15 protein-coding genes are annotated in these 21357 nt (G+C 53.0%); 5 read left to right on the forward strand and 10 right to left on the reverse strand.

Annotated features, from left to right (window positions below):
- The first annotated feature begins 54 nt into the window (after window positions 1–54).
- From K429_RS0115225 to K429_RS28780, 4 genes are all read left to right on the forward strand, one after another.
- A complete protein-coding gene (locus K429_RS0115225; protein ID WP_026367465.1) occupies window positions 55–1836 on the forward strand; it encodes a PKD-like domain-containing protein in 1782 nt (593 codons plus the stop codon).
- Between the two features lie 14 nt (window positions 1837–1850).
- On the forward strand, window positions 1851–3941 hold the full coding sequence (locus K429_RS0115230; RefSeq protein WP_026367466.1) for a hypothetical protein: 2091 nt from the start codon (window positions 1851–1853) through the stop codon (window positions 3939–3941).
- A gap of 62 nt (window positions 3942–4003) precedes the next feature.
- On the forward strand, window positions 4004–5071 hold the full coding sequence (locus K429_RS0115235; protein WP_044096693.1) for a DUF5074 domain-containing protein: 1068 nt from the start codon (window positions 4004–4006) through the stop codon (window positions 5069–5071).
- Between the two features lie 21 nt (window positions 5072–5092).
- Window positions 5093–7165, forward strand: coding sequence for a TonB-dependent receptor (locus K429_RS28780; protein WP_044096857.1), 2073 nt, complete (start codon window positions 5093–5095; stop codon window positions 7163–7165).
- Between the two features lie 291 nt (window positions 7166–7456).
- Here K429_RS28780 and K429_RS0115245 read toward each other — a convergent pair whose 3' ends face one another.
- Together K429_RS0115245 and K429_RS31280 are read right to left on the reverse strand one after the other, a co-directional pair.
- Window positions 7457–7681 (reverse strand): hypothetical protein, encoded by a 225-nt coding sequence (locus tag K429_RS0115245; RefSeq protein WP_026367468.1) that lies wholly within the window; start codon window positions 7679–7681, stop codon window positions 7457–7459.
- A gap of 386 nt (window positions 7682–8067) precedes the next feature.
- On the reverse strand, window positions 8068–8145 hold the full coding sequence (locus K429_RS31280) for a transposase (protein WP_081750910.1): 78 nt from the start codon (window positions 8143–8145) through the stop codon (window positions 8068–8070).
- 235 nt (window positions 8146–8380) lie between these two features.
- Between K429_RS31280 and K429_RS0115250 the strand changes: the two genes are divergently transcribed.
- Window positions 8381–9355: an acyltransferase family protein gene (locus K429_RS0115250; protein WP_026367469.1), complete on the forward strand. Its 975-nt coding sequence runs from the start codon at window positions 8381–8383 to the stop codon at window positions 9353–9355.
- Between the two features lie 99 nt (window positions 9356–9454).
- Here K429_RS0115250 and K429_RS0115255 read toward each other — a convergent pair whose 3' ends face one another.
- The 8 genes from K429_RS0115255 to K429_RS0115290 form a co-directional block, all read right to left on the reverse strand.
- A complete protein-coding gene (locus K429_RS0115255) occupies window positions 9455–9913 on the reverse strand; it encodes a hypothetical protein (protein WP_026367470.1) in 459 nt (152 codons plus the stop codon).
- A gap of 11 nt (window positions 9914–9924) precedes the next feature.
- Window positions 9925–10743, reverse strand: coding sequence for a DUF1573 domain-containing protein (locus K429_RS0115260; protein WP_026367471.1), 819 nt, complete (start codon window positions 10741–10743; stop codon window positions 9925–9927).
- A gap of 6 nt (window positions 10744–10749) precedes the next feature.
- The gene (locus tag K429_RS0115265) at window positions 10750–12789 is read right to left on the reverse strand and encodes a S8 family serine peptidase (RefSeq protein ID WP_081750886.1); all 2040 of its coding nucleotides are present in this window, start codon (window positions 12787–12789) and stop codon (window positions 10750–10752) included.
- Between the two features lie 18 nt (window positions 12790–12807).
- A complete protein-coding gene (locus tag K429_RS0115270) occupies window positions 12808–14439 on the reverse strand; it encodes a BACON domain-containing protein (RefSeq protein WP_026367473.1) in 1632 nt (543 codons plus the stop codon).
- Window positions 14440–14459: 20 nt separating this feature from the next.
- Window positions 14460–17123, reverse strand: a complete 2664-nt coding sequence (locus K429_RS0115275; RefSeq protein WP_026367474.1) for a DUF4458 domain-containing protein — start codon at window positions 17121–17123, stop codon at window positions 14460–14462.
- Window positions 17124–17222: 99 nt separating this feature from the next.
- Window positions 17223–18797, reverse strand: a complete 1575-nt coding sequence (locus K429_RS0115280; RefSeq protein ID WP_155923420.1) for a hypothetical protein — start codon at window positions 18795–18797, stop codon at window positions 17223–17225.
- A 48-nt stretch (window positions 18798–18845) separates the two neighbouring features.
- On the reverse strand, window positions 18846–19760 hold the full coding sequence (locus tag K429_RS0115285; RefSeq protein ID WP_026367476.1) for a DUF4984 domain-containing protein: 915 nt from the start codon (window positions 19758–19760) through the stop codon (window positions 18846–18848).
- 29 nt (window positions 19761–19789) lie between these two features.
- Entirely contained in the window at window positions 19790–21352 is a 1563-nt protein-coding gene (locus K429_RS0115290; protein ID WP_026367477.1) for a RagB/SusD family nutrient uptake outer membrane protein, read from the reverse strand.
- Window positions 21353–21357: the final 5 nt, after the last annotated feature.

Genomic DNA, 21357 nt, shown 5'->3' on the forward strand with positions numbered 1-21357 from the left:
GGATATCCCTTCTGTCGGGGGGTATCCCTGTTATTGTTCTAAAATCCACACATCATGCATCGTTTTTACTATTTTATTGTTTTTGTCTGTATGCTGTTCACCTCCTGCAACAAGGATGAAGTCATTACCGAAGAGGTAGGAGGACAACCCATAATAGAACTTGACAGCGAAACCGGTATTTACACGGTCAAGGTCGGTCATGAATTGACTATCGCCCCGACATACCAGAATGTTGAAGATGCTCTTTTTGCTTGGACGATAAACGGTACGCTGGTTTCTTCGGGTCCGTCTCTTCAACGTACATGGAATGAATGCGGGGATTTTTACGTCAAACTAAGAGTAGACAATGCGGAAGGCTATGCCGAAGAGGAACTGAAAGTAGAAGTGAAGGAACTCACCCCTCCGGTCATTTCACTGGCACTACCTTCGCAGGGGCTAAAAGTTGTCCGGAATACCGATTACACATTTACTCCCGATATTCAGCATTCGGATGTAGAAGGGTTCAAAATCGAATGGATACGGGAAAGAAAAATCGTTTCCACCGAGAATACTTATACTTTCAATGAACAAGAACTCGGTGTTTATACGGTGACAATCAACGCTTCCAATATAGATGGGACAACAACGAAGGATGTAAGCGTAGAGGTCGTGGAAACGATGCCCTACGTTGTCAAATTCCCGACCCCGTCTTACCAGCAAACATCCACGGACAGGTACACATTTGCCGACCGTCCTGTTTTCCTGCGCCCATTGTTGGAGTATTTCGACAATCCCCGTTTTGAGTGGAGTGTGGACGGTCAGGTCATGGAAGGAGAAATGGAACGCATGTTCAGGTTCACGCCGTCTACACCCGGAGAATACACCGTCTCCTGTACTGTGTCGGAAGACGCACCGACGGAAAAAATAAGCAGGAATATCGACAAAGGAAAGACGGCTGTCACCGCCACCGTAAAAGTCGTCTGTGTGGACAAAAAGGAAGAGGATAGATTCCGGGCTTCGGGAAGTTCAAAGTTTTGGGACAAAGTCTATGAATATACTCCGGCTCCCGGCCAATTTATCAACGAGACGAGCACGATAGGCGGTATGACCGGCAACGAAACATCCCCTGAAGCGGCTATCGCATGGGCAACACAGCGTTTGAAAGACAAACTACACGTTTCTTTGGGTTCTTTCGGCGGTTATATCATCGTCGGCTTCGACCACAGTATTCCCAATTCGGGCAACCAGTATGATTTCTGTGTTCAGGGGAACGCCTTTGACGGCAGTTCCGAACCGGGTATCGTATGGGTCATGCAGGATATAAACGGAAACAAATTGCCGGATGACGAGTGGTACGAACTGAAAGGATCTGAAGCTGGCAAGGAAAAAACAATACAGAATTTTGAAGTGACCTATTACCGTCCGGAAGGCAAAAAAATGGATGTCCGATGGATCAGTTCCGACGGTAGGAACGGCTGGGTAGACTATCTGTCCGCTTATCATACGCAGGACTATTATTATCCGGCTTGGATTTCGGAAAACAGTTATACCCTGACAGGTACTTGTCTGGCTTCCCGCAACATCCAAGATTCACAAACCGGTTACTGGGATAATCAGGCTTATGATTGGGGGTATGTGGACAATTTCGGAAACGACCAGATAGAAGGCGGCAGTACGGTGGATGGAAGCGGTCAAAGGAACGGTTTCAAAATATCCAATGCTATCCATGCCGATGGAACGGAAGCCAATCTGCAATATATTGACTTTATCAAAGTACAATGCGGTGTTTTGGCCAAAAGCGGCTGGCTGGGCGAAGTTTCAACGGAAGTATTTTCTTTTGAGGATTTAACCAAATAATAAAAATTATAAGTATGAAAATTTATTTTCTTCCCATGCTCCTATCTTTGTTCTTTTTGGGTGCGTGTGACAAAAACGATGAAATTATACCTGAAGATGCAGATGAGAATTTCATCACGTCGGTCGTGATGACCGTGGACGGAAAATCGTACACGGCCGATATTGCGGACAATACAGTAACAATAACCGTTCCCTATACGGTATCGCTGAACAATGCCGAAGTGGAATTCAAGTACACGACTTCTGCAACAATCATACCTGATCCAGAAACGATAACGGACTGGGATAATGAACGGACTTTCCGGGTGACATCCTATAACGGAGATGCCCGCGAATATGCCTATAAGGTGGTGAAAAGCGAGATAGAATCTGACGGAGATGTGGAGTTGAAGACCACCAAGGAGGTAGCCTCTTTTGCCGCGACCCAAACAACCGTTGTCAAAGGGAACCTGATTATCGGCTCTGATGCGGAAGAAGCAGAAAAAATCACTGACATATCCTTATTGGCATCTTTGAAAGAGGTTACTGGCAACATTATCATTCGTAACAGTTACAACGGTAGCGACTTGACAGGGTTGGATAATATAGTTTCGGCTGGAGGTTTACAGATAGGTTCGACCGATGTCGCCTCGAAAGCTACGAAGCTTCACATGATTTCCATGAAAGCTTTGGAAACGCTCTCCGGAGACATATCGGTATATAACGACCAAGTGACTTATGTCCTATTCAAGAACCTGACAACTATTGAAGGAAGCGTGATGTTCAATGCGCCATTGTTACAGAGCTTTGAGTTTCCGGTTCTGACCACTGTAGGTCAGGATCTGAATATCCAAGGACTCAATGAAGAGAACACAGCAGCCGGTTCGATTGTGTCTTTGGAAATCCCGGAACTGACAAGTGTCGGAGGAGTTTTGTCCGTAAACAATCTTGCCAAGCTGACCTCCATGAACTTCCTTAAACTGAAAGAGACCGGTGGCCTTGATTTCCACACCGTCCCCGTAATGTTGGAAACCATCAACCTACCGGAAATCGAGACAGTAAACGGAAGTATTATTATGGAAGCCAATATGGAAGCTCCTCCTACCGGGGCTTTTGTTCCCCAACGGAATGACGTGCTTCAGGCTTTCGGCGGAATGGACAAACTGACAGCGGTAAAGGGGCAGATAAAGATAAAAAATTTCACAGCACTCAAGCAGCTTCCTGACTGGAGTAAAATCACCACACTTGGAAGCATTACGCTGGATTATCTTGAAGACGTGAACGGAACACTGATGTTGCAGAACGCCCGATTTGAAACTTTTGGAGAAACGGCACCCCAGATTGAAATTAAAGACAAGGTGCAGCTCTCCAAAATTGAAACGACCGAGGATTTGTCAAACGTAAATTTTGTCATCACCAGTCTGACGAATAACAAGTTCCCTGAAATCACATTCAAAAGTATCAATGATTTCACTTGTACTCCAACCACCAACGATACCGATTATACCATATCGACAATTCAACATGTACATGGAAATCTGCATGTGACAGGTCAAATGCGAAGCAATGCCAAATTTCCCGACTTGGAAATCATAGATGGATATGGATACATCCAAATACCCATGATGGGGTCAGTCACAATGTCAGCCTTGAAAGAAGTGGGAGGTCAGTTTTATTTGTCCGGCAATCTTAAAGGTTGCGACTTACCATTGTTGTCTAAAGTTTGTTGCTCAACCTCTCCTGTATATTATAAAGAGGGAGCGGGTGCGTTAGCAATAACTTTACAAAGTAAATCGCTGGATCTTCCGGAATTGCTTCATGTAGGAGGTGAAGGGTTGTTCGTTAATCAAGCAACAGGTATTACTTCTGCTAAATTACAGACAATAGATGGTACGTTACAGATAAAAAGTGCGACTTCTCTTTTTCAGGAAACATTTTCCATGGAGAAGTTGAAGACCTTACATGGGGTTGTTTTTAACGGTTTGACGAAATTTACCGACTACACTTTCTTCGGCAGTTTCATAGAAAACGGAATGATTACGGAGGAAAACTGGAGTGTGACGAATTGTGGGTATAGCCCAACCTTCCAAAATATGAAGGACAAACAATATACGCAGCAGGATTAAAACCTTATATCTTAACCAGAGTACCCGTAATGATTCGGGTACTCTGGTTTATTTGAATGACAATGAGCAGAATAATACAACGGATTTGCCTTTTTCTTTTCTGCCTGCCAGTTTTCGGCAGTTGCATGAAGTGGGACTACGGCGAAACGGAAGAGTTCATGGCTTCCGGTACGGGGCTGTTCATCACCAACGAAGGCAACTTCCAGTACAGCAATGCCACGCTTTCGTACTACGATCCCGAAACGAAGCGGGTGGAGAACGAGGTGTTCTACCGAGCCAACGGGTTCAAATTGGGGGATGTGGCGCAATCGATGGTCATACGCGACGGCGTAGGCTGGATCGTGGTGAACAACTCGCATGTGATTTTCGCCATAGACATCAACACCTTTAAAGAGATCGGCCGCATCACAAACCTCACTTCGCCGCGGTATATCCACTTTCTCTCGGACGAGAAAGCCTATGTGACGCAAATTTGGGACAACCGCATCTTCATCGTCAATCCCAAACGCTACGAAATCACGGGATATATCGAGTGCCCGGACATGACGATGGAATCGGGGTCCACGGAGCAGATGGTGCAATACGGCAAATATGTCTATGTGAACTGCTGGTCGTACCAGAACCGTATCCTGAAAATCGATACCGAAACCGACCAGGTGGTAGATGAACTGGTCGTGGGTATTCAGCCCACATCTCTGGTCATGGACAAGAACCATAAGATGTGGACCATCACCGACGGCGGGTACGATGGCAGCCCCTACGGATACGAACCCCCGTCGCTCTATCGTATCGACGCTGCGACATTCACCGTCGAAAAACAGTTCAAGTTCAAGCTGGGGGACTGGCCCTCGGAAGTACAGCTCAACGGTTCGGGCGACAAACTCTACTGGATCAACAACGCCATCTGGTCGATGGATGTGGAAGCCGAGCGTGTTCCGGTACGTCCGTTCCTGGAATATTCAGGGACCCTCTACTACGGTCTCACGGTGAATCCCGTCAACGGAGACGTCTACGTGGCCGACGCCATCGACTACCAGCAACAAGGTATCGTTTACCGTTATTCCGAGGCCGGAGAACTGCTGGACCAGTTTTATGTAGGAATCATTCCCGGCGCATTCTGCTGGAAATAAGGGAAGGAGGAGATAATGACAATGAAGAGACTAACCGCATTCGTATTCACGCTGCTCCTCGGACTGCCTTCCATGCTTCTCGCGCAGGAAACAAAACGGGACGCAAACACTTCCCGATGGCATTTCAATATTCCGGAAGTGACAGTCATCGGACGCCGCCCGATGAAGGAGATTGGCGTCCAGAAGACAAAGTTCGATTCCCTTGTACTGAAAGAGAACATCGCCCTTTCGATGGCCGACATCCTGACATTCAACTCCTCGGTTTTCGTCAAGAGCTACGGTCGTGCCACGCTCTCAACGGTGGCCTTCCGGGGTACGTCCCCCTCGCATATGCAAGTGACATGGAATGACATGCGCATCAACAACCCCATGCTGGGCATGACCGACTTTTCCACCATTCCCGCCTATTTCATCGACGATGCCTCGCTGCTGCACGGTACCTCCTCGGTGAATGAAACGGGCGGCGGTCTGGGCGGCCTGGTAAAACTATCGACGGTTCCCGCCCGACAGGAGGGCTTTAAGTTACAGTACGTGCAGGGTATCGGGTCGTTCTCGACTTTCGACGAGTTCCTGCGCCTGACCTATGGCAACGAGCACTGGCAAAGCTCCACCCGCGTGGTCTACTCTTCGTCGCCGAACGACTACAAGTATCGTAACCGCGACAAGAAGGAGAACATCTATGATGAAGACAAGAACATCATCGGTTCATATTACCCGACAGAGCGTAACCGCAGCGGAGCCTACAAGGACCTGCATGTCTTGCAGGAAGTCTATTACAATACCGGCCACGGAGACCGCTTCGGACTGAACGCATGGTATATCAATTCCGACCGGGAGCTGGCAATGCTCTCCACGGATTACGGCAATGACGCCGACTTCGAGAACCGCCAGCGGGAACATACCCTGCGTAGCGTGCTGTCGTGGGACCACTACCGTGACAAGTGGAAGCTCGGCACCAAGGCCGGCTATATCCATACGTGGATGGCCTATGACTATAAGCGGGACAAGGGCAATGGCATAATGGCCTCGATGACCCGTTCACGCAGCAAAATCAATACCTTCTACGGAAAAATAGAGGGGGAATATACGCCGCACAAGTCGTGGTTCTTCACGGCGAACGTCTCTGCACACCAGCACTTCGTGGAAAGTGCCGACAAGAACATCATCCTGCAAGAAGGTGACCGGGCCATTGTCGGATATGATAAAGGACGTATCGAACTTTCCGGTGCCGTCTCTGCCAAATGGTGCCCGACGGACCGTGTCGGCATATCCCTCGTATTGCGGGAGGAGATGTACGGTACGGAATGGACGCCATTGATCCCGGCTCTGTTTTTCGACGGGGTGATCTCGAAGAGGGGCAACATCGTCGCCAAGGCTTCCATCTCGCGCAACTACCGCTTTCCGACACTCAACGATCTCTATTTCCTGCCGGGTGGCAACCCGGACCTGCGAAGCGAGCACGGCTTCACATATGATGCAGGCATATCGTTCGCTGTGGGACGGGAGAACCGTTATGCCCTAAGCGGTGGCGTGAACTGGTTTGACTCCTATATAGACGACTGGATCATCTGGCTGCCAACGACCAAAGGCTTTTTCTCGCCGCGCAATATCAAGCGCGTACATGCCTACGGTGTGGAAACAAACGCCAATTTGGCGGTCGCACTCTCCGAAAATTGGAAAGCGGATCTGAAGGGAACCTTCTCGTGGACACCCTCCATCAACGAGGGAGAAAAGATGTCGCCGGCCGACCAGTCCGTGGGGAAACAGTTGCCGTACGTCCCTGAATATTCGTCCTCGGTGACCGGACGACTTACATGGCGCACATGGAGCTTGCTGTACAAGTGGTGCTGGTACAGCGAGCGTTATACCATGTCAAGCAACGACTACACGCTGACGGGACATTTGCCGCCTTATTTCATGAACAGCGTGACGCTGGAAAAAAGCCTGTCTTTGAAGTGGGCCGACCTGAACCTGAAAGGAACGGTCAACAACCTCTTTGACGAGGAGTATCTTTCAGTGCTCTCACGTCCCATGCCGGGTATCAACTTCGAGTTCTTCATCGGCATTACACCCAAATGGAGCAAACGGAAATGAGAGGCTGAAAAACCGACATATGCGGCAGCGGGTCCCTTTTAATCATCGGAACCATTGCAAATCACCATTTTTAAAAAGCCCGCTGCCGCTTCTTAACATAGGCCCATAGGGCATTGGCAACAGCCGGGAACGGACTGCGGAAAAACCTTTGCAAACCCTTTTGATTCCGCAAAAAGTGTCCCGGCTGCTTTTATTTGCGGCGATGTCGTATCGGGGAACTTCCATTTATAAAAATGAACCCTAAAAGTTTTGTGTCCAACTTCCAGGGTTCACATCATAAAGCCTTTCCGCTTAAACATCAGGAATCGTTCCCGTCTTGTGCAGCACCCCGTTGCGGTAATACGAAATGGTACCGGGCTTTACACCCATGCTCTCGAAAGCCACATATTTGAGATAGCCATGGTACAGCTCTCCCGAAAAGGTTTTTCCGCAGAGGTTGTTGAAAATCATGGGAACGGTAAACCTGTCTTCGCTCGACAATATCACTTTGCTGCCTTGTCTGATTTCTTCTTTCATAACGATTCTGTTTTAGAAGGTTGAACTATTTTTTATTTCCCTGCTGTCGTTTTGCTTCGCAGGTCTGCCTTTCGGCTTTTTAAGGCGGACAGAGGATAAAGCACCGGCATTATCAGCCACGCCCGGATGGAAAACCGACCGTTCAACAGTCTGTTTTCGTTATCCGAATGGAATGGGGCTTGGCGTTCATGCGCTTTGTCCTACATTTGCCGGTGAAAAGAAGATGGGCAGACCGGGCAAAACAACACTCCTAATCGAAAATTCCATCACTTTATCAGCTGTATTTCAATTTTTATTGTTCAGGTATATTTTTTCACACTTTAAGATTTCATATAAGTCATTCTATCTTAAAATACACGACGGTTTATAACGTAGTAAACAGATTCTCATTTAGGAAACTCCTTAGGCAACATACGCCACCGGCACCCCGTTTTCACTAAATAAAACATAGCGTTCCAAATCATATTTTCGCTTTCCTACTTGCAGATTCCAACAATTTTGTTATATATTTGCCATTCAGTTTCTGTTAAATATGTCTGATACATCTTATTAGTCGTTCGCTCAATTCAAATAAAGCATTTGTTGCACAGAAACGGAAACCTTCTTTAATTTTTTTATTTCAACCATTTTAAGCAGGCACTATGTGTTTGCACAGCATTGGTTTTTAAGATTTTAAACAAGTTCTAATAATAAAACAGTATGGAGACGGGGAGATTGAAATCGGTGGATCTTGCGGGGGGAGTGTTGATTCTGTGGATCATGGCCTTTCACGCCATGAACAACTGCAAAGTTTTCGGGAATGCCGACGTGCGCGTGGTCATTCCGTTTTTGACTTTCTCCATGCCGTGGTTCTTCTATCGCTCGGGGCAGTTTTTCAAGGAGCTGCCGCTACGCAAGGGCGTGGCGAAGGATGTGTGCAAGCTACTGCGACCGTTTGCAGTGTGGAGCGCTGTCGGTTACGCAGTCTATCTTGTGATGATGGCTGCGGCGGGAGAGTTCTCTTGGCAGAGATGCGTGTGGGATGCGGCTGCAACCTTCGGCGTGTACGGTTATATCCCGATAGATGTACCTGCGTGGTTCCTATTGTCGCTATTCTTCGTGCGTGCGATCTCCCGCCTGCTGCTGCGGACTGCAGTGCCGCCCGTTGCCGCGGCGGCAGTGTGCATCGTAGCGGGATTCGTACTGCATCTTACGGGCAATCCTCTGCCGTTCTATGTTCCCAACGTGTTGATGGGTATCGCGTTCTTCATGATCGGCTATCGGTTCGGACGTATCGAAGAAAACCGAACGCTGCTTGCGGTGTGCCTTGCGGGCTACGCGGCCTTTCTGATATGGGGATGTTCCATCGTGGGGCACCATCGCAACATACTGCTGACAGGGTATTATCTGCTGTGGCCGCTGTTTGCCTATTGCGGAATCGTGGCGTTCAACAACCTGTGCCGCATGGCGTATGCCACCGCGTCAGTCCGGGCAATGAGGGTGTTGCAACCGCTCGCTTTCATCGGCGAAAACAGCATGACGCTGCTGGTGGCCCATGCGCTTGTCTATTATCCCGTGATGTATTTTTCAACGCTAACGCCGTGGCAGAGCGTGGGGGTGATCTTTGCGGGTTATGTGCTGCTACTTACACCGCTGCTGTTACTGAAGCGGCGTAAGAACGTATCGAGAACGTAGTAGGGGCGGCAGGGTTTATCGGACCGGAGACTGCACACAGCTGACGGGACTGCTTCCACGGAGGAAACAGTCCCGTCAGCTGTCGTTGCAGGGTGCAAACTAATCCGCCTCGGTGAATTCTCCGGGGAGCGTCGAGCGCTCGTAGACGGAGACATCTTCGGCATCGTCGGTGGCCGTCCAGACCATGCGTTCCCCGGTCAGCCCGGTAACGACATAACGATGAGCCCATTCCTGCCCCATCGAATTGTCGTATATGCCGCGGATGATCGCGCCGCGTGCGGGGTCGGTCTCGATGGCGAAAGTGCCGCCGGTGCGATAAACGTCGAAGCTATTGAGGTTGTCGTACATCCTGAATCTGCAATCCTTGCGGATCAGTTCGATATAGACGAAGCTGCCTTCGGCAAGCGGAACTCCGCTCATCCGGGTCAGTTTCCAGACACCTGCCACGTTGTTGGCGGTAACTTCGAGTTCCGGATTGACGTAACCGTGGTCGTCGTCGCAGGCTACCAGCGGACAGAGAGTCAGCGAGAGAAGAAAAAGATTGAGTAATTTTTTCATATCGTTTTTTGTTATTTTTCGTTGTCGGCGTGTCCGATCCCGATATACAGTGTCCGCTGGCCGGGCGGTACGGCGATACCTTCGAGAAGAACGGCACAACGGCTGTGGCTCGTTGTCCGGCGTCCGGCAGGGTCGAAACGCACCACTATATCGGCCGTTGCTCCCGGGGCTATCTCCTCCGGCTCGCACGCGACCTCGATACCCGGCGGCAAAAGCTGCCTGTTGGCCGTGATGCGGACCGGCAGCCCTGAACTGTTCAGGCACTCGATACGCTCGGTCCGGGCGCATGTACCGTCGAAGCGGATACACTGCCGTTTGAGGCGCAGGTTTCCCATCGCGAAAGGGTAAGCTCCGGCGGTAGCGGCCCCTGCCGGAATTACTTCGCCTTTCAACTCCAGCACAGCTGTCGGCTGCGTATTGGAGAGCTGCGTGTAGACGAAAATCTTGCGGTGGAATACTCCCGAATGTCCCTTGGGGTTGTACGTTACCGATATTTCGCCCCAAGCGTTGACCGCTACGGGACTTTTTCCGAAAGCGGGACGGGCACAGCCGCAAGTGGTCTGCACGCGGGTGACGGTCAAAGTCCTTTCGCCCCGGTTTTGCCAGCGGAAAGTAAAACTGCGCGGAGTCTCCTCTTCGAGGATACGCCCCGCGTCGATGCACTGTCGCTCGAAACGCATCGCTTCGGAACCTGCGGCGGTTACGGGATTGTCCAGACTGTCGAGCAGGCTGCGAGGAACCGTGCGAATCTGCGCCCGAAGCGGCTGTGCAATCCATGTGGCACAACCGGCTACGATGCAGAGTAACGTGATGATCAGCCCGCGCATCATCTTCGGTCAGAGCCAGCCGTTATCGTCCGCATGTTTGCGGACGGTGATGTTGAACGTATGGGTCTCGCCCCCGCTGCTCGTGATGGCGGCAGCCGTTGCACCGATTTTCAGCCCCTTTACCAGCAATTTGCCTTCGGCGCTGACCGTAGCCGACGCCACCGAGGTATCCTCGACCGAAACGGTATAGGTGAGTCTCTCTCCGCCGATGAAGAAATCGGCAGGCACGGCTGTCACTTCGGCACCGAGCGAAAGATAGAGATTGGGGAACGAGAGCTGCCTGCCGTTGTCGGCCACAGCCCGAAGCAGATTCGCCGCGTTCACCTGCCCGACTCCCATCTTGCCTTTATAGTTGGAGAGAACCATCTGCATCGGCTGGTTCAGACCGACTTCCGCGACATAGTGGTAGTAGTTCTTGATACCGTCCATATAGCTGTCGATGGGCGACGCCGTCATATAGAGCAGCTCCCTGAACTCGTCGGCCTTGAAATGGCGGCGGAGCTTCACGGCATACGAGAGCCCCAGCGCCGCCACTCCCGATACGTGGGGACAGGCCATCGAGGTTCCCTCCATGTAACCATAACCGCTCCCGCTGATGGAAAAGGGCAAGGTCGAGAGGATACAGCCCTGCTCTCCGCGGGCATACCCGTCATCGAAATACTCGAAATAGTAGTCCTGATCACCGCCCGGTGCGGCAATGGTCGTGCCGGGACCGTAGTTGGTGTAGACGGCCGGAGTGTAGTCGGCAGCCGTAGCCGATACGGCAATGCAATCCTCGGCAGCCCCCGGATATCCGGCCATCGAGGCACTCTCGTTACCGGCGGCAAAGATTGCCAGACCTCCCTCGATGGGGCCGTTCGGCGAACCTGCATGGTGGGTGAAGTAGTCGAGGACCTCCTTTTCCAGCGGGCAGTAGGCACTCCATTCTTCCTCGTTCCGGAAACCCGCTTCACCCCAGTCATAAGTGTTGGCGTTGCCCGAGATATACCCCCAGCTGCACTGCAAGATGACGGCCCCGTTGTCGGCGGCGTACTTGATAGCCTTGACCGTGGCCAGCGAGTTGCTGACCTGATTCCCCGAAAAGATCTGGCACGACATAATCTTCACACCGGGATTTTCGCGCGTACCGCCTGCAATCGAGCCGATACCTTCCCCATTATCGTTCATAGCGGCGATGATACCGGCAACATGCGTAGCGTGCCCCGAATCGTAATAATCCTCCCAAGAGATGATACCTTCATCGGCCACGAAGTTGTAACCATGCAGATCGCCCTTGTATCCGTTGCCGTCGTTATCCTTCTGCGAGCGATAAATTTCGCCCTCATTCACCCAGAGGTTATCTTTCAGGTCGGGGTGGGTCAGGCAGACGCCCTCGTCGAGAATGGCGACGATAATCGAGGGATCGCCCTGCGTGAGTTTCCATGCTTCCTCGCACTGCACGTCGGCTCCGGCAACCGACTTCGTTTCCTCTTTGAGGAACATGTCGCCCCGGTTGATCAAGTGCCACTGCAACGGCAACAGCACATCATTGCAGGGGTAAACCGCAGCGCGGGTGCCGGCGGCCCTGCGCTGCAGTTTCGCAAGTTCTTCACACGAAAGCGGCATGGCCTTCTTCCCGGTATTGTAGGCACGCTTGATCGTCCGGTTGAGATTGACGCTCTGCACCTCTCCCAGTTGCCCCAGACGGCTTGCAACCGACTCGACGGGGGTCGAGGCATCGAAATAAACCACATACCAGAGGTGCAGTCCCGCCTCGCGGGTCGCCTGCTCGGTCCGGGAGTTTACCGGAAACACGCGCTCGATACGGTAGCCACCGACAAGTTCCAGCACTTCGTCTACCGAGAGTACGCCCGAACGGGTTTGAAGACGGGAGTCGAGAATCTCGCTCACATAGGGCGCGAACTTGATCATCAGTTCGCCGGAAAGAGTAGCCTCTTCCCGGGGCTTCTGTCGTTCCGTCGTTGCGAAATCCTCGGTAGTGCAGGCGCACAGCGCAAGCAGTGCAACGGCGAGTATGCGGGGGAAAATAGCTGTTCTGAATGTCATCATCGTATAATCGGTTTGATGTTACTCGGCAGTCTCCGCCGGTTCCAGCTTCTTGCCGCAACCTTTGTAGAATTCGTAGTAATAGTTCATGTTAACGGGCTCGTTGCTGAATCCTGCCGAACGACCGGTTTCGTCCTTACCTTCCTGCGTGAAGACCAGAATACTCGGAACCCACCAGTCGAGTGCCGGGTGGTAGAGCAGCCACTCGGGAATTTCTCCTGTCAGACGGTTGAGATTGATGCTGAAACAGCGCATATTGGGCAATACCTTGGGAATGCCGACAAGCGCCTGCGGCAGCGAATCCACCGCATCGATATCCGCCTGCGAGTATTTCGCCCAATGTTCCATTCTGGGCAATTCGCCTTGCAGGTAGTTCACCGAAAGGGCCAGCGTATCGAGCTTCTCCCATTCCAGCAGACGCTGCGGGAAGCCGCCTTCGTCGTGCAGACCGCCGTAGCCGGTCCTTACGGTGTTGCTTAGGTCGTAGATACTGTTGCGCTGGTTGGCCGTCAGGTTCAGTGCGTGCAACTTCGGGAAGTTCTCGGGAGTGAGAATCGCCGGGACGCGCTGGAAGTTGTTGCCCGTCAGATCGAGGAACTCCAAGTTGCCGAGGGCGGCAAACGACTCCGGCAATTCGGTCAGACCGTATGCGACAATCGAGAGGCGGCGCAGTTGCGTGAGCTTGGCGATGTGCTCTCCGGGGGTGAGGTCGAGCAGGAAGGTATTCGCGTTACTGCTGAAGCTCAACTCTTCGGCAGCCGTCAGATACTGCACCTCGAAAGGAAGGCCTTCCTTGCAGGTAAAGAATTTGAAATAGGCGGACTTCACACGGCCTTCGTAGCCCTCCTGATAACCGGACATGCCTTTTTCCCATACCACCACGTTGTCCCAGTTCTTCATCGGCTCGGGAGACTCCCATGAGTACCATGTGTTCAGCGAACGGGCGATTGCCAGCAGCGCCACCGAATCGCCGGCGGGGGTGTTTTCCACGATAGGCTCCGCGGCCTGCTGCGTTACAGTCAGCTTATCCTGCTTGTCGAGTTCCACATCCTTGCGGGGCTGGAAAACGACATCGGCGATACGCGCCTCGGGACGCGAGTTGATGTCCCAGTTGAAGCGGACCCGCACGCGGCGCGGACGCGCACCACGGTTCAACTCGACCTGATACTTCTCGACTTTGAGCCAGCCGGCATTGTCGGGAATCTTCACGTCGAAATCAATGTTGGTACTGATTTCCACATCGAACGAGCGCTTGCCGTAAGCGGCGTAGTTGGCTACCGAAACCTCGTCGTCGTCGAGCGCGATGGTATAGCCGTAGCCGGCCTGATCGATAACCACATCGCGGTTCTCCCACGTCCGCTGGTTCTGGAAACGCACGAAACCGCGGCGGGGCTGGTCGGTGAGGGCCGAGTCGATTTGCAGCCTGCACTCCACCGCACCGCGGCCATTGGCCGGGGAGACGATGATCCAAGGGTTGTCCGTGGTGGCGATCCAGTTGTCCGAAAAGCCGACGTTGAGTTTCAGCGAGCCGCCATCGGCACCGATCGCCAGAGCGTCGGTGTCAACGCCGGGCGCGACGGGCTCGTCGCTCGTGCAGCCATTCAGGACAATCAGTCCCAGAATAAATGCTGCTATATATGTTCTTATTTTCATGTTGGGGGAACTTCGTAATGTTAATCCAGCATCGACTCACAGCCGGTGATGTTCTGCGTTTTGTCGTAGACCAGATAGAAGACTCCGGCTTTCCAATAATAGCAAATATCCGAGGCATCGAACGTGATGTTCGGATTGTCGCTGATGTCGAGGTGGTAAATCAAATAGGAGATCTGGTCGTCGACCTTGCGCAGGTCGTTCGAGCCGATGTAGAAACCACGCAGGCCCGTGTGCTGTGCGATACCCGACGGCCATTCCTTCAGACAACGCTCGCCCTTGTCGTTGCGCTGTCCGCGGACGGCGAAGACCGTCAGGCCCGGACAGTTGAGCGGAGCCCAAGGGAATTTGCCGAACGAATTGCAGGAGATGTCCAAGCCATAAAGGTAAGGCAGGTCATCGGCCGTGAAGTCCGAGGGAAGCGACGTGAGCCTGTTGTAACTCAAATCCATCGATACCAGCAGACTCGAATTTTCGCCCGCGAACGAATCCCCGGGAATCTCGTCCACCTGACAACCGCGCAGGATAATATAGCTCACGGACGAATCGGTTTCCGCCAGACACTTGGGGAACTTCGTGAGGGGATTGCAGGCCAGCGTCAGGGTCTCCACCTTGATACCGCGGAAATCGGCGGGAAAATCGGTAATCTCGTTGTAGGAGAAATCGACCGTAGCCATCGTGTAGAGCGACTTGGCCGAGAACATATTGGGGAACTGCCGGATCTGGTTATGCGTGAACGAGAGGGTCTCGACGTCGTCCGTGCCGCAGAACACGCCCGCGTGGTCGAGAGGAATCTCCTCGATAAGGTTGTAGTCCAGATAGAGTTGAACCGGCGCGACCTCCTTGCCCAGCGGGTGCAGCTTCGAGATGCGGTTCTTCGCCAAATCGAGCAGGCCGATCTTTTTGAGATTCGAGAACGACTGCGGAATCTCTTCCAAGTTATTCTCACGGGCATAGAGAATCTGAATCTCTTCCTTGGCCGGGCCGTCGGCCAACGCATTCATACCCCTGTAAATCTCCCCGGCACTCCACTGTGAGTTGTTCGAGATGTTCAGCGACACAAGGGATTTCATGCGGGCGAGCACCATAGGGAACTCCACCATATCGGGACAGTTATAGACCTCGACATCGGTGCAGGCATCGAGCGACTCCAACGCATCGGGCAACTTCGTGATGGCACTGTTGGCAATGAAGAGGTATTCCAGTTTTTTGAGCTTGCCGATTTCCTCGGGCAGCGACAGCAGACCGTTGGTCAGCTTGCCGTGAACCATGTCCATAGGGCGGATCTGCCGCTGACGGCCCGTCGAGGGGTCGATAATCTCCCGTTCGGCAAGTCCCTCGTCGTAGAGCGAAATGGCCGGAATGTGAAGGTCGTGCTCCACCAATGCCCGGGCACACGGTTCAGAGAACTGGGTGGCGGGGTGAATCATCGCCAGAAACTTCTTATGGTTGTCCATGCGGTTGCGACCACGCTCCGCGAGGCTCTCCCCGAACGAAAGCGACGGGTCGAAGGTCAGCAGGTTACCGTCGTTGTGCGTGCCGAGGTAGAGCTCGATCAGCTCGGTGAGCTGTCCCAGTGCGGCAGGCATGTGTCCCCGGAACCCGAAGGAGCTGATGTCGATGCGTGCCACACGACCGTTGCTGTGAACCTGCACGCCGGGCTGGTCGCACCACAGGTCGGGGTCTTTGTTGAAATCCCAGTTCGTGCCGGGAGCGTAGTTCTCGCCCGAGTAGTACCAGTTTTCGCCGCCAAGCGCCTTCCAGATGCGGTATAGGGCGTAGCCGTCCTGAATGTAGCTGTCGGCCTCGTAAAGCGTGATGCAAGGCTTGGCCTCGGTGGTCCGGTTGTCCTCAATGCTGAACTCCGAGAGTTTGGGACGGGTGTTGCTTTCCAGCAGGTTGCGGTCCTTGTCCAGCGTGCGGTAGGAAACCACGGTATAGTCGCCGGCGGGCAGCGAGAGCAGCGAGTCGCAGCGGCTCGACGAGGTCTGATAGCCGAAAGTTTCGTCATCGTCGTCGAAATGCTGCGAGAATTTCATCGGCAACTCTTCGAAAGTCGTTTCCGTAACAGTCGACTTGTTGCGTACGGTTACCGTGAAGTAGGCGATCTCGTCGAACGTGTACTCCTCTCGCGTGGCACGCGTGTCGGGACGGTTGGGGAAATCCCCGGGGTCCTTCACAAGCGTAAAGGTCACCTTGCCCCGGGGGGCGACATCGACGGTCAGGTCGTGCTGGGTAAGGCCTCCGGCAATCACCCGAATCTCCGCATTGCGGGTCGAGCCGTTGTATATGGGTTCGTCGTAGGCATCGTAGAGGGTGTATGTCACGACTTTGTAGGTTCCGGTCAGCAGTTTGATTTTATCGCTGCGCAGACCGAACTCGGCGCTTTGCGCATCGGCTGCCGAGAGCGTCAGGGTCTGGGCGATGGTCGTCTCCCCGAAAGAGAGGGTCACCTTGATTTTGCAGGCCTCGGCCAGATAGTCGAGCTGCGGCTTCACGGCGCGGGTTCCGGCTTCTGCGGCAACGGCTTCGGACGCCGTATAGGAGACCTCTTTGTAAAGTTTGAATTGGATGTATCCGTAGTCGCGGTCGCGGTTGTCCACGCCGTCATCGTCGGAACAACCGCCGAAGAGCGACGCAGTCAACAGAGAAAATACCGCTACTATGGAAAATCGGTTAAGTCTCATAAAAATAAAACGCTTGATTCCTCTTGTCTAATTACAGTCTAAAAAGAGAGTTCCCGCCCCGCATCCCGCAGAGCGGGAACCCGTTCACATATCCGTAGATTACAGGCTTACATCAACCTCGACGACAATCTTGAACGGACTGCTCATCCAAGTTTCGTAAACCGTGAACATATCAACAGCCTTACCGTCGGGAATGGAATCCAAATCCGCAGGCAACGTGAAAGATACCTGATAGGTTTCCTTATCTTCGACCAATGTAATATAGGCCGATCCCATATCGGGAGCCATATAGACATACTCGGGAAGCTGGAACTTCGCATAAGCACCCATGGCACTCGTAATCATTATTCTGAACACGCTCGTGCCTTCGATATAGTAGGGATCGGAAGTGTCCGTAATCTGCGACAGCGCAACACCGCCATAGTTCGTGTTCTCGACAATCGACACCAGCATAGTCTCCTCGCCACCGCTGGCACTTTCCTGAGAGATGGTCGAAACCACATACTTCGCATAATCGTTCTTCAACTTGCCGGTCGAAGCGTCGAGCAGCTGGTCGGCCCCGGTAACACCGGCCGAAGCGGGCAAAGCCAGAATCTTCGCCGTACGGGCTTCGCCCTCATTGGCCGTTACGCTGATTTCGACAATCTGCTCCTGAATGGGCTCTGCCTCTGCACTCTGATCCCACTCGTCCATCGTAAGGGTAACCCACGACGGATTGACTTCATCGGCCGAAGTACCCTCTACCAATGCATAAACTTTGGCGTTACCGCCCGAGCGGATCGTACCTTTGCTCAAAATCATACCCCATTCGGCAGGAACCCACTGGTTCATCATCGACGACCAGTATTCGCCCGCGGCATTGAACTTGTACTCTGCATCGAACCCGGGGGTAAAGACCGTACTGGCTCCGGGAATCGTCACCTGAAAAGACTTCAAGGTAGCATCTTCTTTCTGCTGGTCGTAAAAGGTCAAGGTTGCCGTCGTCGTCTGTGCGGGGAGCTTCGAAAGGTCGGCCCACAATTTGATGTCATTGGTCTTTCCGGCCTCGTACTCGGTCGTCGTCAGAGCCTGCAACCACTCGGGCCAGCCTTTGATACCCCAATCGACATTCGACTCGATCCGCATGAACTGCATGAAGGTTCCTTTGCCGTCGGGCCAAGTCAGTTCGACAGACGACTGCGGCTCGGAACCGTAAATATACATCGGGTCAGTATCGGTCTGCGGGGTGGAATACTGGAAGTCTCCATTCCCATCCAATTCGGCCGTATAGACATTGAACACCAACGTCGAAAGTTCGATGGTGATTCGGGCTACGATCTCCGTCCGGTTATTCATCGTCAACGAAACCTCGCAGGTGTGCGTGTCGTAATATTCCGGCACATCGCTGGTGCAGATGGTAATCGAGGTTTTGGCGTCGGCCAGACCGCGCACGCTGTAAACGCGCTGCTCGCCGTCCTGAATCCAGAACCACTCGGCGGTTTCGGTGGGTACGCTCACCACCCAGTCCATGTTCGGGGTAATCTCGAACGTGCAGGTTTTGCCCGATGCAACCGTTTGGGTGAAGGTCTCGGGGAATTCAGGCGTGATTTCCGGATCATCATCCGAACATCCGGCCATGAGGAGGCAGACACCTGCAAACATCCCCTTCACGAGATTTAAGAATAATTGTTTCATAAGCATTTAGACTATAATTAAAAAAAGTGAGTTATGAATATTCGTTCGTCACATCCCCTCTTCACGCCGCAAGCGATCGGCCTCTTCGTCGCTGACCCACTCCAAAATGTTGTAGAATTGCCCCACCGTACCAATGCTCGTGCCGACATTCTCCACATAGGCCAGAATCCAAAGAGAGACATACTTCTGGCAACTGTTGAAGTAGGACTCGGAATAGGGACTGCCGCTTACGCGAATTTTGTTGTCGCCGAGGATCTGACCGAAAACCGAGGCTTCGTCAGCAAGTATCTGATCGGTATCCATCGTAACCAGCGGCGAGGCGGGATTCGTGCCGTGCAGACGAACGGTTACATCGTATCCGTCGTAGAGCCAATCATGCAGGATGAGCATGTCCGGCTGCGAGGGATGTTTCTCCGTACGAATCAGACGCTGCATGGGGTTGTTCTCGATACCGGGATAGCTATTCAGGAACTGCGACGTCACCACGCACCATCCGGTGAATTCCTCGATGACGAAGGGACAGCTCTTATACATGACGACTTTGGTGCAATCGGTATAAAGGCCATTCTGCCAGGTAATTTGTTCGGGAAGCACCAGTTTGAGCCGGAAGCCCAGCGAGTCGGTATCCCGGATATTGTCGTAGTAGCCCTTGACCCGCACCTCGGTTGCACGTTCGCCGGCATTGATGGTGATACTGTTCGAGAGCAGGCGGTAGTGCAAACCTTCGATGGCATTGCTTCCCTTGTCGATGATCTCGACCCCGAAGGTGCGGTCGTAGCTGCAGGCTACGGTCGAGGCTACCGGAACGGAGAAGTAATCTTGGTCTTGGAGCACCGGATTGGTGGACAACGAGTCGGCAAACATGACGTACTCGGCATCGGAGTAGGTCTTGAACTCTTCGTTGCAGGAGGTTGCCAAAGCTGCGGACAGCATGGCTGCTGCGATAATCAATATCTGTTTCATAAGTTTGATTCACTTTCGGGGTACTCCGATCAATTACTTTCGTTGGGTTGGATTTCCGAACCGGGCGATTCGAGTTCATGCTGCGGAATCGGCCATACGAAAAGCGGGTCGTCGCAAGTCACCTTGAGGGAGCTGCCCTCTTCGAGCGAGCAGGACTGCGGCGTACGCTGGAAGCTGTAACCGCCGTTCTTACCGGCATACTCCTTGCCCCAACGCTTCAAGTCGTGCAGGCGGAAGCCCTCCATGTAGAGTTCGCGCATACGTTCGTCGGCAATGGTTTTGAGCCAGTTGTCGGCATTGACAGAGAGTGCGCCGCCGGTCGTATAGCGGGCGCTGCGCAGGGTGCTCAAGTCGGTTCCGGCTTTCTGGTACTGTCCCAAACGGCAATAAGCTTCAGCACGGATCAGATACTGCTCGGCGAGGCGGAACACTTTCGGCTGGTTGATGTGGTAGAGGTTGTAACCGCTGATGAAGCTGCGGTTGCCGTAGTATTTCACCAACAGGGGCCAGTTCAGGCCGTTGGCATAACCGATGGTAATACCGCTGTCCGAACCGGCGAAGTAGGCTTCGTAGCGGCCGTCGCCGCTGGCGTAGGAGTTCAGCACCCACTGTGCCGGCACATAGTCGGGATAGAAATAGTAGTAGTCGCGCGTGAAGTTCAGGAAGACCGAGCCGAGCGAACCGCCGTAGGAAGTCGGCGTGAAATTGATGTGCCAGATATCCTCGAAACCGATGTCGTTCGACCAAAGGTAGTAGAAGTGGCTGACAGTCTGGCCGTCCGAACCGGCAGTGGTCTGGTTCACCGACGAGAGTTCGTAGCTATCGCTCTTCCCGTCGATGAGTGTCGAAGCGTAGTCGACAGCGCTTTGCCAATCCTGCATGTAAAGAGCGACGCGGGCGTGCAGCGCCTCGGCGGCACCTTTCGAGATGTAGACGTAGCTGTAACTGTCCGTTTCGTCCAGCAGGCGCTTCTCGGCCTCGGACAAATCGTCGAGTACCAATTCGTAGGAGGCTTTGAGCGATGCGCGGCGCAAGGGCTCTTTCTCACTGTACTTCGTGCGGAGCACGACACCCAGTTCGTTGTCGGCGGTCTGCGGATCGTATGCCTTGCAGAAGCACTTGATCAACTCGGCGTAGCAGAGTGCCCGGATGAAGTGCACCTCGCCGACGTAGACATCGAGCACTTCCAGATTCTCGTCGTCGGTCTCTTCGGCGATGATGTTGCCGACACGCTCCAAGAAGAAGTTGCAGTTGCTGATGACGTTGTAGAGGGCTCCATAAACCGACTCGATTTCGGAATTGGTGGAGAGGATGTCCCACTGCCAAATCTGTCCGTAGGTATTCGAATAGCCCTCGACGGCATAAACCAGATCGCTCTGGATGTCGGGCAGCAACGTGAGGTAGCCGCTCCAAAGAGCGCCGCTTTTCAGGCTGGCGTAGATACCCGTGAGCTGCTGGTCGGCATCGTTGAAGGTCTGCATGGCCTTCTCTTGGGGAATGGCGGACTCGGGGAACTTCTCCAAGCACGAAGTAGTTCCTACGAGCAGCAGCGAGAGGGTAATTTTGAGTATATAATATAACCGTGCTTTCATATATG

Origin of the sequence: Bacteroides sp. 14(A) (assembly GCF_000526555.1) — a bacterium.
GTDB lineage: Bacteria > Bacteroidota > Bacteroidia > Bacteroidales > Bacteroidaceae > Bacteroides > Bacteroides cellulosilyticus.

What these genes read in the sequence shown, in the direction of transcription:
- K429_RS0115280 (WP_155923420.1), bottom strand. Translation starts at nt 18,797, where the DNA reads ATGAAACAATTATTCTTAAATCTCGTGAAGGGGATGTTTGCAGGTGTC.
- K429_RS0115285 (WP_026367476.1), bottom strand. Translation starts at nt 19,760, where the DNA reads ATGAAACAGATATTGATTATCGCAGCAGCCATGCTGTCCGCAGCTTTG.
- K429_RS0115230 (WP_026367466.1), top strand. Translation starts at nt 1,851, where the DNA reads ATGAAAATTTATTTTCTTCCCATGCTCCTATCTTTGTTCTTTTTGGGT.
- K429_RS31280 (WP_081750910.1), bottom strand. Translation starts at nt 8,145, where the DNA reads ATGATTTGGAACGCTATGTTTTATTTAGTGAAAACGGGGTGCCGGTGG.
- K429_RS0115250 (WP_026367469.1), top strand. Translation starts at nt 8,381, where the DNA reads ATGGAGACGGGGAGATTGAAATCGGTGGATCTTGCGGGGGGAGTGTTG.
- K429_RS0115270 (WP_026367473.1), bottom strand. Translation starts at nt 14,439, where the DNA reads ATGAAAATAAGAACATATATAGCAGCATTTATTCTGGGACTGATTGTC.
- K429_RS0115225 (WP_026367465.1), top strand. Translation starts at nt 55, where the DNA reads ATGCATCGTTTTTACTATTTTATTGTTTTTGTCTGTATGCTGTTCACC.
- K429_RS0115235 (WP_044096693.1), top strand. Translation starts at nt 4,004, where the DNA reads ATGAGCAGAATAATACAACGGATTTGCCTTTTTCTTTTCTGCCTGCCA.
- K429_RS28780 (WP_044096857.1), top strand. Translation starts at nt 5,093, where the DNA reads ATGAAGAGACTAACCGCATTCGTATTCACGCTGCTCCTCGGACTGCCT.
- K429_RS0115265 (WP_081750886.1), bottom strand. Translation starts at nt 12,789, where the DNA reads ATGATGACATTCAGAACAGCTATTTTCCCCCGCATACTCGCCGTTGCA.
- K429_RS0115245 (WP_026367468.1), bottom strand. Translation starts at nt 7,681, where the DNA reads ATGAAAGAAGAAATCAGACAAGGCAGCAAAGTGATATTGTCGAGCGAA.
- K429_RS0115275 (WP_026367474.1), bottom strand. Translation starts at nt 17,123, where the DNA reads ATGAGACTTAACCGATTTTCCATAGTAGCGGTATTTTCTCTGTTGACT.
- K429_RS0115255 (WP_026367470.1), bottom strand. Translation starts at nt 9,913, where the DNA reads ATGAAAAAATTACTCAATCTTTTTCTTCTCTCGCTGACTCTCTGTCCG.
- K429_RS0115290 (WP_026367477.1), bottom strand. Translation starts at nt 21,352, where the DNA reads ATGAAAGCACGGTTATATTATATACTCAAAATTACCCTCTCGCTGCTG.
- K429_RS0115260 (WP_026367471.1), bottom strand. Translation starts at nt 10,743, where the DNA reads ATGATGCGCGGGCTGATCATCACGTTACTCTGCATCGTAGCCGGTTGT.